Origin of the sequence: Nocardioides sp. Soil774, assembly GCF_001428125.1 — a bacterium.
Lineage (GTDB): Bacteria > Actinomycetota > Actinomycetes > Propionibacteriales > Nocardioidaceae > Nocardioides.
This window is the reverse complement of record NZ_LMSM01000010.1, coordinates 96,302-109,709: the sequence shown is the minus strand read 5'-3', so window position 1 is coordinate 109,709 and position 13,408 is coordinate 96,302. Positions and strand designations below refer to the sequence as shown.

The 13,408-nt window shown below is 73.0% G+C and carries 14 protein-coding genes; 8 read left to right on the top strand and 6 right to left on the bottom strand.

The window, feature by feature from the left end; all coding sequences use genetic code 11:
* The first annotated feature begins 2 nt into the window (after positions 1-2).
* On the top strand, positions 3-1,043 hold the full coding sequence (locus ASG76_RS16015) for an LLM class F420-dependent oxidoreductase (RefSeq protein WP_056605626.1): 1,041 nt from the start codon (positions 3-5) through the stop codon (positions 1,041-1,043).
* A 62-nt stretch (positions 1,044-1,105) separates the two neighbouring features.
* Positions 1,106-1,918 carry an oxygenase MpaB family protein gene (locus tag ASG76_RS16010; protein ID WP_200948217.1) on the top strand — a complete coding sequence of 271 codons (813 nt, stop codon included), beginning with the start codon at positions 1,106-1,108 and terminating at the stop codon, positions 1,916-1,918.
* Positions 1,919-1,926: 8 nt separating this feature from the next.
* Here ASG76_RS16010 and ASG76_RS16005 read toward each other — a convergent pair whose 3' ends face one another.
* The gene (locus ASG76_RS16005) at positions 1,927-2,448 is read right to left on the bottom strand and encodes a hypothetical protein (RefSeq protein WP_056605623.1); all 522 of its coding nucleotides are present in this window, start codon (positions 2,446-2,448) and stop codon (positions 1,927-1,929) included.
* 91 nt (positions 2,449-2,539) lie between these two features.
* Between ASG76_RS16005 and ASG76_RS16000 the strand changes: the two genes are divergently transcribed.
* Positions 2,540-3,688 (top strand): acyl-CoA dehydrogenase family protein, encoded by a 1,149-nt coding sequence (locus ASG76_RS16000; protein ID WP_056605621.1) that lies wholly within the window; start codon positions 2,540-2,542, stop codon positions 3,686-3,688.
* Positions 3,689-3,690: 2 nt separating this feature from the next.
* Here ASG76_RS16000 and ASG76_RS15995 read toward each other — a convergent pair whose 3' ends face one another.
* Positions 3,691-4,038, bottom strand: a complete 348-nt coding sequence (locus ASG76_RS15995) for a hypothetical protein (RefSeq protein WP_056605618.1) — start codon at positions 4,036-4,038, stop codon at positions 3,691-3,693.
* A gap of 111 nt (positions 4,039-4,149) precedes the next feature.
* Here ASG76_RS15995 and ASG76_RS15990 point away from each other — a divergent pair, with 111 nt between their 5' ends.
* Complete coding sequence (locus tag ASG76_RS15990) at positions 4,150-4,947, top strand: DinB family protein (RefSeq protein ID WP_056605615.1); 798 nt, start codon at positions 4,150-4,152, stop codon at positions 4,945-4,947.
* 7 nt (positions 4,948-4,954) lie between these two features.
* Here the strand turns inward: ASG76_RS15990 and ASG76_RS15985 are convergent, their stop codons facing one another.
* The gene (locus ASG76_RS15985; protein ID WP_056605612.1) at positions 4,955-5,908 is read right to left on the bottom strand and encodes an NAD(P)/FAD-dependent oxidoreductase; all 954 of its coding nucleotides are present in this window, start codon (positions 5,906-5,908) and stop codon (positions 4,955-4,957) included.
* On the bottom strand, positions 5,905-7,140 hold the full coding sequence (locus ASG76_RS15980) for an NAD(P)/FAD-dependent oxidoreductase (protein ID WP_056605609.1): 1,236 nt from the start codon (positions 7,138-7,140) through the stop codon (positions 5,905-5,907). The genes ASG76_RS15985 and ASG76_RS15980 overlap by 4 nt, the downstream gene beginning before the upstream one ends.
* A gap of 156 nt (positions 7,141-7,296) precedes the next feature.
* On the opposite strand from ASG76_RS15980, the gene ASG76_RS15975 reads away from it, so the two are divergent.
* Complete coding sequence (locus ASG76_RS15975; protein WP_082587603.1) at positions 7,297-9,075, top strand: S8 family serine peptidase; 1,779 nt, start codon at positions 7,297-7,299, stop codon at positions 9,073-9,075.
* 36 nt (positions 9,076-9,111) lie between these two features.
* On the opposite strand, the gene ASG76_RS15970 is transcribed toward ASG76_RS15975, so the two are convergent.
* Positions 9,112-9,411: a hypothetical protein gene (locus ASG76_RS15970; protein WP_056605603.1), complete on the bottom strand. Its 300-nt coding sequence runs from the start codon at positions 9,409-9,411 to the stop codon at positions 9,112-9,114.
* Between the two features lie 12 nt (positions 9,412-9,423).
* On the bottom strand, positions 9,424-9,753 hold the full coding sequence (locus ASG76_RS15965) for a hypothetical protein (protein WP_056605600.1): 330 nt from the start codon (positions 9,751-9,753) through the stop codon (positions 9,424-9,426).
* 104 nt (positions 9,754-9,857) lie between these two features.
* On the opposite strand from ASG76_RS15965, the gene ASG76_RS15960 reads away from it, so the two are divergent.
* The 3 genes from ASG76_RS15960 (at position 9,858) to ASG76_RS15950 (ending at position 13,408) form a co-directional block, all read left to right on the top strand.
* Positions 9,858-10,925 (top strand): NAD-dependent epimerase/dehydratase family protein, encoded by a 1,068-nt coding sequence (locus tag ASG76_RS15960; RefSeq protein ID WP_056605598.1) that lies wholly within the window; start codon positions 9,858-9,860, stop codon positions 10,923-10,925.
* Between the two features lie 22 nt (positions 10,926-10,947).
* Positions 10,948-11,457 (top strand): metallophosphoesterase family protein, encoded by a 510-nt coding sequence (locus ASG76_RS15955; RefSeq protein WP_056605595.1) that lies wholly within the window; start codon positions 10,948-10,950, stop codon positions 11,455-11,457.
* A gap of 85 nt (positions 11,458-11,542) precedes the next feature.
* Positions 11,543-13,408 carry an AMP-dependent synthetase/ligase gene (locus ASG76_RS15950; protein WP_056605593.1) on the top strand — a complete coding sequence of 622 codons (1,866 nt, stop codon included), beginning with the start codon at positions 11,543-11,545 and terminating at the stop codon, positions 13,406-13,408.

Genomic DNA, 13,408 nt, shown 5'->3' with positions numbered 1-13,408 from the left:
GCATGCGCCTGGCGACCCTCCTGATGTACGACGGCAACCCGCGCAAGGCGGCCGACGACGTCGTCGCGCTGGAGCGGGCCGGCCTCGACAGCGTCTGGGTCGCCGAGGCCTACGGCTTCGACTCCCCCACGCTGATGGGCTACCTCGCCGCGAAGACCGAGCGGGTCCAGATCGGCTCGGGGATCCTCAACATCTACTCCCGCACGCCGGGCGCGCTGCTGCAGACCGCGGCCGGCCTCGACAACGTCAGCCAGGGTCGCGCGATCCTCGGCCTGGGTGTCAGCGGGCCGCAGGTCGTCGAGGGCTTCCACGGCGTGCCGTACAGCAAGCCGATGGCGCGCACCGCCGAGGTCGTCGACATCATCCGCCGCGGGCTGAAGCGCGAGCCGCTGAGCGCCGACGGGGTCTTCCACCTCCCGCTGACCAAGGCCGACGGCGCCGTCACCGGGCTCGGCAAGCCGCTCAAGCTGCTCACCCGGCCCGAGCGCGACACCATCCCGATCTGGATCGCCTCGCTCGGGCCGAACAACGTCGAGCAGACCGCGGAGATCGCCGACGGCTGGATCCCGCACCTCTTCCACCCCGAGCGCGCCCACCTCGTGTGGGGCGACGCGCTCGCCGCGGGCAACGCTAAGCGGCTCGAGGGGCTCGCACCGCTGCAGGTGATGGCCGGCGGCATGCTCGCCATCGGCGAGGGGCCCGAGACCAAGGCGCTGCTCGACTTCGCCCGGCCGGTCTTCGCCCTCTACGTCGGCGGCATGGGCGCCAAGGGCAAGAACTTCTACAACGACGTCGCGCGCGCCTACGGCTACGAGCAGGAGGCCGAGGAGATCCAGGACCTCTACCTCGCCGGGAAGAAGAAGGAGGCCGAGGCGCTCGTGCCCACCGAGTGGCTCGAGGCGGCCAACCTCGTCGGCCCGGCGTCGTACGTCAAGGAGCGCATCGCCGCCTTCGCGGAGGCCGGCGTCACCGACCTCAACGTCACACCGGTGAGCGACGACCCGGCCGCGACGCTCGCGCAGGTGAAGGACTGGGTGTCCTGAGCCGCCTGCACGCGCCGCGCCGCTACGCCAACCTCCACCGGATCCGGTCGCTGGACCCGGAGGTGGACCACGACGAGATCCTGCGCCTCACCGCCCGCTTCGAGTTCCCCTGGGACTACAGCCAGGGCACCGGCATCGCCTTCCTGCGCGACTACGGCATCCCCTCGATCGCGGAGCTGCTCGACCGCACCCGCGAGTTCGCCGCCCACGGCGTCAAGCGCTACGACGACACCATCCTCATCGGCGACGAGGCGACGCTCGAGGGCATCGACTCCCCGCGCTCGCACGCCGCGCTGCGCCGGCTGAACCGCATCCACGGCCACTACGACATCTCCGACGACGACTTCGCCTACGTCCTCGCCACCACCATCGTCGGCCCGGTCCGCTGGATCCAGGCCTACGGCTGGCGTCAGCTCGACCCGCACGAGCTCACCGCGATCGCCAAGGTGACCACCCGCTTCGGCGAGCTGATGGGCCTCAAGCACCTGCCCACGACGTACGACGGCTACCTTGCCCTGCTCCTCGCCCACGAGCAGCGGCACTTCGCCCACACCCCGGCCGCCACCCGGCTCGCCGAGGCGTCCATCGCCATCGCGCGGGAGATCGCGCCCCCTCCCCTGCGGCCGCTGCTGCCACGGGTGACGGTCGCACTCATGGACGAGCCCCTGCGCGCCGCGCTCGGGATGCCCCGCCAGCCGCGGTGGTTCGTCGCGGCCGTGCACGGAGGGCTGCGGCTGCGCGCCCGGCTGCTGCGGCTCGCGCCTCCACGCCGCACGGCGTACGTCCACCGCCCGACCACCTACCCCGGCGGGCACCGGCTCGAGGACCTCGGTCCCCTGTCGATGCTCGACGAGCTCAACCGGGCGTCGTCATGACGCGCCGTTCACCAGGGTCGGTCGAGGAGCCCGGCCACGCCGCGTTGCTGCTCGCCGAGCTGGGCGTCGAGGACGAGCAGCGCGCCCGTCAGCGCCGGGGTCGCCCACTGCAGCCAGGCCAGCGTCCGGCGAGCGTGCTCGGCCACCTCGGGCTCGCGCGGGTGCCCGTCCTCGCCGCTCGCGTCACCGAGCCGCTTCCCGTGGTAGTACGCCGCCGCCGAGGCGGCCACCGCTGCGCCGGTCAGCCCGGTCTTGGCGACCACGGCTCCCGAGGTCGGCGGGTGGGACACGACACGGTGACGGTTGTCGGCCAGGATCGCGAGCCCGCTCAGGAGGTGCAGCCCGATGGCGGCACCCTGCACGGGACCCCAGCGCTCCCACCCCGTGCCGGAGACCTCGACGCGCTCGCGCTCGGTGTCAGGCTCCCGCGACGCGGGGTTGAGCCCCACCGCGCCGAACAGCGAGCCACCGAACCAGGCGGCGTTGGTGACCAGGTGGGTCGCGCGGACTGCCGTGCTGATGAATGCCATCCGACCAACGTAGGCACGCCGCACCGACGTCGCCTCACCCCGCCGGGGAGTCCCAGCTCCCTGACCCACCGCACCGCACATCGGAGGAACCATGCCTGAGCGCCCCACCATCCTCGAGCAGGAGCACGAGGACTTCCGCGCGGTCGCGCGCGCCTTCTTCGAGCGTGAGGTCGTGCCCCACCATCCCGCGTGGGAGGAGGCGGGCATCGTCGACCGCGAGATCTGGCGCAAGGCCGGCGAGCGCGGGCTGCTGTGCTTCGACGTGGACGAGGCGTTCGGCGGGCCAGGCATCAAGGACTTCCGCTACAACATGGTGCTCGCCGAGGAGTCCGCGCGGGCCGGCGCCTCCGGCCCCGGCTTCGCCGTGCACACCGACATCATCGTCCCTTACATCTCCTCGCTCGGCACCGACGAGCAGAAACAGCGCTGGCTGCCCGGGTGCGTGTCCGGCGACATCGTCACCGCGATCGCGATGACCGAGCCGGGTGCCGGCTCGGACCTGCAGGGCATCCGCACGACGGCCGTCGACGCCGGCGACCACTACGTCCTCAACGGCTCGAAGACCTTCATCTCCAACGGCATCCTCGCCGACCTCGTGATCGTCGTGTGCCGCACCGACCCCGACGCCGGGCACCAGGGGATCTCCCTGCTGGTGGTCGAGCGCGGGATGGAGGGCTTCGAGCGCGGCCGCAACCTCGACAAGATGGGCCTGCACGCGCAGGACACGGCGGAGCTCAGCTTCACCGACGTACGCGTGCCGAAGGACAACCTCCTCGGCGCGGAGGGATCCGGCTTCGTCGCGCTCATGGAGAACCTCCCGCAGGAGCGGATCTCGATCGGCTGCATCGCGGTCGCCGCCATCGAGCACGTCCTCGACCTGTGCCTGGCCTACGCCAAGGAGCGCGAGGCCTTCGGCAAGCCGATCGGCAAATTCCAGCACAACCGCTTCGTGCTCGCCGAGATGGCGACCGAGGCCCACATCGCGCGGGTCTTCATCAACGACTGCGTGCTGCGGCTCAACGCCGGCCAGGTCGACACCGCGCTCGCCTCGATGGCGAAGTGGTGGACCACCGAGCTGCAGAAGCGGGTCGTGGACGCGGGCGTGCAGCTGCACGGGGGCTACGGCTACATGAACGAGTACCCGATCTCCAAGGCCTACACCGACTCGCGCATCCAGACGATCTACGGCGGCACCACCGAGATCCAGAAGGAGATCATCGGGCGCATGCTGGGGCTGTGAGCTCAGGCGTGCTCGGCGCGGTAGCGGACGAGCAGCCGGTCCAGCAGGGCCTCCAGCTCGGCGGCGAGCTCGTCGTCGAGCGAGGTGAACGACCAGGTCGCACGGCCGGTGCGGCAGGCCCTCAGCTCCGGCGAGGCGAGCGCGACGTCCTCGGGCCAGCGGTCGGCCACGACGAGGTAGAGGCCGACGTGGCGGCTCGCGCGCTTGAGCGCGGCGAAGTAGTCGTGGCCCTTCGCGCCGGGCCACCCGAGCGACGCGGCGCCGTAGATCGTGCCGTCGACGAGCTCGGTCCGGTAGCGGTCGAGCACGCGCCGCAGCCGCGCCTCCACGTCGTCCAGGTCCGTCGCCACCACGACCTCCTCCGGTCCTGAGCGTAGCGCCGCGCACCGGCGCGGCGCCGGCCTCGGCCCGGTCGGCCGAACCGGTCGCCGGACGTCCGCAAACGCCCCTACTGTGGCGCCATGACGGACTTCACCGAGCAGGACCTCGACGGATCGACGTTCACCCGGGTCTCCCTGCGCGGCGCGCGCTTCGAGGGCGTCCACCTCACCGGCGCGAGCCTGCGCGAGGTCGACCTGAGCGGCACGCGCGTGCGGGCGGCGTACGTCGATGGCGTGCGGATGACCGGCGTCGAGGTCAAGGACCTCGAGATCTACGGGGAGATCGTCCGGCTCGTGGTCAACGGGATCGACGTCGTGCCTCTCGTGGAGGCCGAGCTCGCCCGCCGGATGCCCGAGCGCGCGCTCATGGCACCGAGCGACGTCGCCGGCTTCCGGACGGCCTTCGAGACCATGGACCGCCTCTGGGGCGAGACGATGACGACCGCCCGCGCGCTGCCCGTCGAGAGCCTCTACGAGTCGGTCGACGACGAGTGGTCCTTCATCGACACCCTGCGGCACCTCGGCTTCGCACACGCGTGCTGGGTCGGCGGTGTGGTGCTCGCCGACCCGAAGCCGTGGCACCCGCTCGACCTGCCCTGGGACGAGGCGCCGGAGCACGAGGGCGTGCCGTGGGCCCGGCGTGCCCGGCCCGAGCTGCACGAGGTGCTGGCCCTGCGCCGACAGCGCCGCGCGACGGTGGCCGAGGTGCTCGACGGCGTCACCGACGCCGGGCTCGCGCGCAAGGTCCGGTCGGCGACCCCGTTCCTCACCGACGCCGAGGACCTCACCGTCGCCGACTGCCTGCGGGTCGTGCTCAACGAGGAGTGGGAGCACCGGCTCTACGCCGAGCGGGACCTGGCGACGCTGGCAGGTGGCTGACCCCGGGTCAGCCCAGTCGCTGTGCCAGCGCGCGCCCCAGCCGGGCGCCGGAGAGCCAGGCGGTCTCCACCTTCGGCGAGGGACCCCACCCGTCGCCGCAGACCCCGACGAGCCGGCCGCGGCCGTCCACGAGGGCGTACGGCTCCTCCCGCTCGCCCACCGGCCGCGCGAACGTCCAGCGGTGGACGTGCACCTCGTCGGTCTCGGGCAGGTGCAGCACCCGGCGCAGGCTGTCGAGGACCGCCGGTGCGGCCCCGGCCGGATCAGCGAGGTGCTGCGCGGCCAGCTCGGGCGTGGAGTGCGCGACGAGCACGGGGCGGTCGTCACCGCGTCGGCGGCCGTCGTCGGCGACCCAGGACAGGTGCCGGTCGTCGTTGACGAAGGCACCGTCGAAGCGGCCGGTGGGGCTGACGTCGTCCCACGTGCGCTCGGACCACAGGGCGGCCACGGCGATGACCGGCTCCCAGTCGCGGTCGAGGACCTCGGCCGCCGGGTGGCCGTCGCAGAGGCGACGCGCCTGCGGGTCGGGCATGGCGAGCACGACCACGTCGGCGTCGACCTCGTCGAGGCCACCCACCTCCTGCCGCTCGACGTCGAGACCGGCGGCGAGGTCCTCGACCAGCGAGCGCAGGCCGCCCGGTGCTCCCCACCGGACCGGTCCGGTCTTCGACCCGGCCGGCCCGTCGCCGAGCACGGTGAAGGTGTCGGTCCACTCCCGCGCCAGGCCGCGGGCGGCCCAGTCGCGGACCACCGCCGCGAATCCGTCGTCGGAGACGGTGAAGTAGGACGCGCCGAGGTCGACCCGGCGCTCCCACAGCCTGCGCGAGGCCATCCGGCCACCGGGCACGTGCCCGCGATCCAGGAGGCGTACGCCGATCCCCGCTGCTCGCAGCTCGCGGGCGCACGCGACTCCCGCGAGGCCGGCGCCCACGACCACCACGTGGTCGGTCTCGTCGCTCATCGCGCCTCCTCCAGCACGGCCTCGGCGGCGCGCTGGCCGCTCACCAGCGCGCCCTGGATCGAACCGGTGTCGCGGTGGTCGCCGCAGACGACCAGGTCACCGACGCGCACTCCTCGCCGGTCGGAGAACGGCGCGGGCTGCACGGGCAGCGCCTGGGGCACCTCGTGTCGGGCGACGACCTCCCACCCGGTCGGGTCGGCACCCAGCAGCTCGCCGGCGTGGCGGCGCGCCGAGCATTCGTCGGTGTCGCGAACGGGCCCCAGCAGCGCCGACCCCTGCACCAGGTGGCGACCGGGAGGTGCGTAGGAGGGCGCCGCCCGCGAGACCACGGCGGCGTTGACGAGCGGCCCGGTGGGTGCGACGCGGGCGTCGACGTGGAGCAGGTCGCTCGCCGGTGCGTCCGGTGCCGACCACCACGTCGTGACGACCCCTTTGCTGGCGGGCGTGGCGAGACCGGTGAGCTCGGCTGCCTGCGCCGCGCCGGTCGCGACGACGACGTGGCGCGCCGACCAGGACCCTGCGTCGGTGCCGACCGACGTGCCCGACACCGTGCGCACCCGTTCGCCGAGGCGCACCCGGTCACCGAGCCGCGCGGCCAGCTGCTCGGGCAGCGCCTGCATCCCCCGGGCGGGGAGGGCGGGCACGCCGCGCACGAACATCCAGGTGAGCAGCAGGGCGAAGTGGTCGGCGGTGCTGCCGTCGTCCTCCAGCAGCACCCCGGCGAAGAAGCGGTCGACCACCCGGCGCAGCCGGCCGTCGAGGCCGGCGCCGTCGAGGGCGGTGCGCCGGTCGACGTCAGCGCGCGAGCCGAGCACCTCGGCCAGCTCGCGGCCCGGCCGCGGTCGCAGGAGCGGTGCGGCCCACCGGGCGAGAGCAGCCACCTCGCGGGGGCGACCGGCGACCCCGCGCAGGGTCTGCGGCACGAGCCGGGGCTCGCGCAGCGGGTGCGCCAGCACGCTGAGCCCGTGGTCGGTGCGCGCTGCGACACCGGCGCCGAAGGGCTGGAGCGCGAGGGCGTCGACGTCGACCCAGCGGCGTACGGCGGGGTAGGCGGGGTTGAGGAGCTGGAAGCCGCGGTCGACGAGGAACCCGTCGACCCGTTCGGTGCGGATCCGGCCGCCCACGGCGTCGGCCGCCTCGAGCACGACCACGTCGCGGCCGGCGTCGGCGAGCGCCTGCGCGCACCTCAGCCCGGCGAGCCCGGCTCCCACGACCACGACGTCGGCATCCACGCCGCCGACCCTAGGTCGCCCCACCCAATCGCCTACCCGATCCGGGGTATTTCCGTGGCAGGCGTGGGCGCGGGGCGCCAGCCGACGTACGACGTGTGACGACGGGGTCCCCGCGCGTGCGGTGACGGACCCGCGAACCCACGAGAGGGGCACGAGATGTTGCGTTCGGTCCGGAGGAAGGTGGGCGCGGTCGCAGGCCTGCTGGCGCTGTCGGGAGCGATGGTGGCGGTCGCGCTGCCGTCGGGGGCGGCGCCGTCGGCGCGCTCGAAGGTCGATCCGCGGGCCAACACCCTCGGCGTCCAGGTCGTGCGATTCGCACCGGGCACCAGCCCGGCGGCGATGCGCCGGACCGTCGCCGACGCGGGCGCCCAGGTGCTGACCGACCTGTCGCAGCTGGGCGTGCTGGCCGTGCTGCCCAAGAACCCCGCCACGTTCGCCGCTCGGGTCGGCGACGCGAGGGGTGTGCGGGCCGTGTGGTCCGACCGGGTCAACCAGACCTCGGCGTTCACGCCCGACCCGCTGCACGACCTCGACTCGTGGGCCGGACAGGACGCCCCGGGGGTGCTCCAGTGGGAGGACGACCGCGACGGCGTGCGAGCGGCGTGGAACACGACGCGGGGTGACGGCATCAAGGTGGCGGTCATCGACTCGGGCATCGACCCCATGCACCCCGAGCTGCGGCCCAACGTGCTGTTCGTCGACAACACCATCCCCTGCAACCAGCTCGTGCAGACCTTCGGCCCACTGGCCGGTGGCTACGGCTGGATCCACGACTGCTCCAAGTCCGACACCGACGGGCACGGCACGTGGGTGGCGAGCAGGATCGTCGGTGACGACAACGGCATCGGCAGCAACGGCATCGCCCCTGACGCCAAGGTGATGGGCTACAAGGCGCTCGCGACGGGCTTCGGCGGCCTCACCACCTGGATCGTGGACGCGATGGTGCAGGCGTGCGACAACGACGCCGACGTCATCAACATGTCGCTCGGCGGCTACGACGACCCCAACGACCCCGACTTCGCCAGGGACAACGCCGAGGACTACTTCCTGTGGGCCGACGCGGTGAGCTATTGCCGGTCCAGGGGCACCACCATCGTCGCCTCCGCGGGCAACGAGCACGTGCGCAACCTGCGCCAGACCGTCACCCTCACCGGCTTCTCCGGCACCCGGACCTTCACCGGCGCGGGCGTCGTCTCCAGCGCCCTCGACGAAGGCGTCAACGCGTTCCCCGGCGACACCACGCTCGAGAAGTACGGCAACGACTTCCGGGGCATGCTCGAGACGCCGGCCGGCGTGCCGGGCGTCATCATGGTCTCGGCGAGCAGCAACGCGATCGCGCCCTCCGAGGGCAACGTGCTGCCGGCCTTCACCCCGCCCGCGGCCGTCCAGGGCACCCTCGACAACCTCGCCTACTACTCCAGCTACGGCGAGCGGGTGGACGTCAGCGCACCCGGCGGCGCCCGGAAGTACGGCGTGCCCCGCTTCGACACGCGGCCGGGCACCGACGTGCTCGCCGGCGGGTGGGGCCAGCTCGGGGCGACGGTCAAGAACGGCGACATCTGCCGCACGATCGGCGGACCGGCCGACTTCGCCTGCTTCACCCTGGGCGGTCAGACGACCTTCGGCTGGTTCCAGGGCACGTCGATGTCGTCGCCGCAGGTGGCCGGTGTCGCCGCACTGGTGATGGCGGCCCACCCCGACCTGCAGGAGCACCCGGATGCCGTCCTCGCGCGCCTGCGGGCCACCGCGCGGACCGACGTGGTGAACCACACCGGCAAGAGCTCGCCGAGCACCGCAGCCGCGTGGGACGGGACGCCGTGCACCGTCGGCTACTGCCACGTGACCTTCACCCAGTCGCCGACCGAGCCCAACGCCATCCCGTTCGCGTGGGCCTACGGGGCCGGGATGGTCGACGCAGCCGCAGGGGTCTCCTGAGCCGGACCCGGCCGGCGGCCGTCGCCGCCGGCCGGGTCAGCCCTCGCGCCGCTCGTGCAGCCGCTGCTGCGCCTCGGCCAGGAAGGCCAGGCAGGGTGCGTCCTCACCCGGGTGCTTCTCGACGAGGTGGAAGGTCCAGCGGTCCATGGCGGCCATGAAGCCGTTGTCACCCCCGGCCCGGTGCGTGGACCAGGCCCGGTGCCCGCGCGCCGTGCACGTGGAGCAGCTGATGCGGTAGAGGAACTGCTGGTCGCCGTCGAGGTCGATCTTCACCTGCGCGAGCGGGCCCGCCTGCTGCGCGGCCTTGCGCTCGCGCGCCGACCTGCTCGCCACCATGGGCGCCCCGCCCTACAGCTCGACGTCCTGCGGGACCACCCGCAGGACGCTGACGGTGCCTGCCTCGCGACCCACGACGACCTTCACGCCGTCGAGCCGCTCGAGCGAGGCGCGTACGTCGTCGACCTCGAGGTGGGTGTCGACCGCGATGTCGGCGTCGCGGACAGGCACCGCCGTCGCCGGCCAGTCCTCGGAGTCGACCTCGAAGGGGTCGAAGTCGGTCTGGGCCGCCGACCACAGCTGCAGCGCGGACTCGGCGACGATCTCGTCGGTGGTGGACTCGGGGCTGGAGTCGGGGCTGGAGTCGGGGCTGGAGTCGGGGCTGGAGTCGTCGGGAGCCATGCGTCCGAACCTACGCACCCGCGTTGCGACGCGCACGGGTGGGTACGAGGCCGGACACGGACCGGACGCACCATCCGGACGCACCACCCACCAGAGGAGGCACCATGCGCATCGTCGTCACGGGCGCGAGCGGCAACGTCGGGTCGGCCCTGCTGCGCCGCCTCGCAGCGAGCGGCGACCACGATGTCGTGGGGGTCGCCCGCCGGCGCCCCGAGCCGGTCTGGCCCTTCGACACCGCCAGCTGGGTCGAGGCCGACCTGACCAGCGACGACGACACCGACCTCCTGCGTCACGCGTGCCTCGGCGCCGACGCGGTGGTGCACCTCGCGTGGGGCTTCCAGCCGAGCCACCGCGAGGACCGGCTCGCGGCCCTGGGCGTCGGAGGCACCGGCCGGGTCCTCGAGGCGGTGGTGGCCACCCGGGTGCCGCACCTCGTGCACATGTCGTCGGTCGGCGCCTACTCCCCCAAGCGCGACGACACCCCCGTCGACGAGGGCTGGCCGAAGGAAGGGGTGCCGACCTCGATGTACAGCCGGCACAAGGCCGCGGCCGAGCGGATGCTCGACGACCTGGAGGCACTGGCCCCCGACCTCGTGGTGTCCCGGATGCGCCCGGGCATCGTGGGCCAGCACACCGCCGGCAGCGCACTGCTGCGCTACGGCCTGCCCGCCGTGGTGCCCGCGGCCGTGCTCGACCACGTCCCGGTGCTCCCCCTCGACCGTGGTCTCACCGTGCCGATCGTGCACGCCGACGACGTGGCCGATGCCGTCGTGCGGGTGCTCGGGTCCCGGACGCCCGGAGCCTTCAACCTCGCCGCGCCGTCGCCGGTCACCGCGCACGACATCGCCGACGTGCTCGGCGCCCGGCTCCTGCACGTGCCGTCCGCCGCGGTCCGCGCGGCGGTGTCGTCGAGCTGGCACGCGCGCCTGCAGCCGGTCGACCCCGGGTGGGTGGACCTGGGCTTCGCCGTGCCGCTGCTCGACACCACGCGCGCCGCAACGGAGCTGGGCTGGTCGGCCACCCACGAGGGACTGACCGTGCTGGCCGAGACCATCGAGGGCATGCGCACGGCTGCCGCCGACGCCTCGCCGGTCCTGCGGCCGCGCTCGGTGGTCGCCTCGATGGGCCGCTTCCTGCAGCGCGGTCCGGTCAGCAGCCGTCCGCGGCCGTGACCACGCGCGCTTGACTGCTCGCATGGCGACCCGACTGCTCCTGCTGGCCGACACCCACCTGCCGCGCCGCGCGCGCGACCTCCCCGAGGAGGTCTGGCAGGCCGTCGACGAGGCCGACCTGGTGGTGCACGCGGGCGACTGGGTCGAGGTCGACCTCCTCGACCGGCTCGAGGCCCGCGCCCGTCGGCTCGTCGGGGTCGTCGGCAACAACGACCACGGCGTGCTGCGCCAGCGCCTGCCAGAGGTCGCTCGCGCCGAGGTGGACGGCGTACGCCTCGGCGTGGTGCACGAGACGGGTGCCGCAGCGGGCCGCGAGCGGCGGATGAGCGAGCTGCACACGGGGCTCGACGTGCTCGTCTTCGGCCACAGCCACATCCCGTGGGACACCACCACCGACTCCGGCCTGCGGCTGCTCAACCCCGGGTCGCCCACCGACCGTCGGCGCCAGCCGCACTGCACCTTCATGACCGCGACGGCGCGCGACGGCGCGATCCACGACGTCGTGCTCCACCGACTTCCTCCGCGCACGTAGACGCCCGCCCGCGCGGGCTATGGAAACCGGCGGGGCATCCGGACATGATGTGACCCCCGCCACATCCCCGCGTCCTGGAGGCTGCATGTCCCACGAGATCCCCGCCGACGTCGCCGCAGTCCGCGAGGACTACGAGGCGCGCATCCTCGGGCTGCACATGCCCGCCGTGGTGCGCCAGGCCGCGGAGCGGTTCGGCGACCAGCCGGCCTTCTCCGACCGGTTCGACGTGCCGGATGGCCAGACGTGGTCGACCATCAGCTGGGCGCAGACGTGGGAGCAGACCCAGCAGGTGGCCGCGGCGCTCATCGACCTCGGGGTCGAGAAGGGCGAGCCGGTCGCGATCATGGCGGTCAACCGCACCGCCCACACGCTCGTCGACTACGGCACGATGACCGCCGCGGCGGTCCCGATGTCGATCTACAACACCCTCGCGCAGGACCAGGTCGCCTTCATCGCCGCCGAGTCCCGCCCCGTCGTGGTGGTCCTCGAGGACCACGACCGCTACCAGCGCTGGGAGCGCGCGCTCGCCGACGTCGACTCGATCCGCCACGTCGTGATGCTCGCCGACGCCGACCGCGTCGACGACCCACGAGTGATGACGTGGGCCGACTTCCTCGCCCACGGCTCCGACACGAGCGGGGTCGAGGAGCGGATGGACCGGATCACCCCCGACCTCGCGGCGACCTACCTCTACACCTCCGGCACCACCGGCAACCCCAAGGGCGTCGTGCTGACGCACCACAACGTGATGTACGAGTCGGTGTCGACGCTCGACGCCGCCGGCCTGCACGACCAGCAGCGCACCATCAGCTACCTCCCGCTCGCCCACATCGCCGAGCGGGTGCTGGCGACGTACGGCCCTCCGTTCCTGGGCAACCACGTGCACGCGATCCCCGACCCCGCCGGGCTGCTCGGAGCGCTCGGCGAGGTGCACCCCACGGCGTTCTTCGGCGTCCCGCGGGTGTGGGAGAAGATCAAGACCGGGATCTCGGCCAAGCTCGCCGAGGACCCGGACCCCGACAACCAGAAGCTCGTCACCGACGCGATGGCCGCGGGGCTCGCATGGACGCAGGCCCACGAGTACGGCAACGAGATGACGCCGGAGGTGGAGGAGGCCTACGCGAAGGCGGACGGGGCGATCCTGGCGTTCCTGCGGCTGCTGCTGGGGCTGGACCAGGTGCGGTGGGCCGCGAGCGCCGCAGCGCCGATGCCGCTGGAGGTCGCGAAGTTCATGGGCGGCCTCGGGCTGCAGGTCTTCGACGTCTACGGCATGACCGAGACGACGGGCGCCTTCACCTCCAACGGCCCCGGCGCCTTCAAGCTCGGCACCGTGGGCCGGCCCAACCCCGGCATCGAGGTGCGCCTGGCCGAGGACGGCGAGATCCTGTGCCGCGGCCCGGTGAACACGCCCGGCTACTACAAGCAGGAGGGCGCCACCCGCGCGCTCATCGACGAGGACGGCTGGATCCACACCGGCGACATCGGCACCGTCGACGACGACGGCTTCTACTCGATCATCGATCGCAAGAAGGAGCTGATCATCACCTCGGCGGGCAAGAACATCGCCCCGTCCAACATCGAGAACTACCTCAAGGAGTCGCCCATCGTCGGGCACGCGATGGCTTTGGGCGACGACCGCTCCTACGTCGTCGCGATCCTCACCCTCGACGGCGAGATCGCCCCGATCGTGGCGGCGAGGATGGGCATCGAGTTCACCGACCTCGCCGACCTGTCGACCAAGCCGCAGATCCGCGCGATGGCGCAGGCCGCGGTCGACAAGGCCAACGAGCGCCTCTCGCGTCCCGAGCAGGTCAAGGCCTGGGAGCTGCTGCCCGACGAGTGGACCGCTGAGTCGGAGGAGCTCACCCCCACCCTCAAGCTCAAGCGACGGGTCGTGAAGACGAAGTACGCCGACGTGGTGGAGGGCCTGTACGGTCCCTCCGCTGGTTGA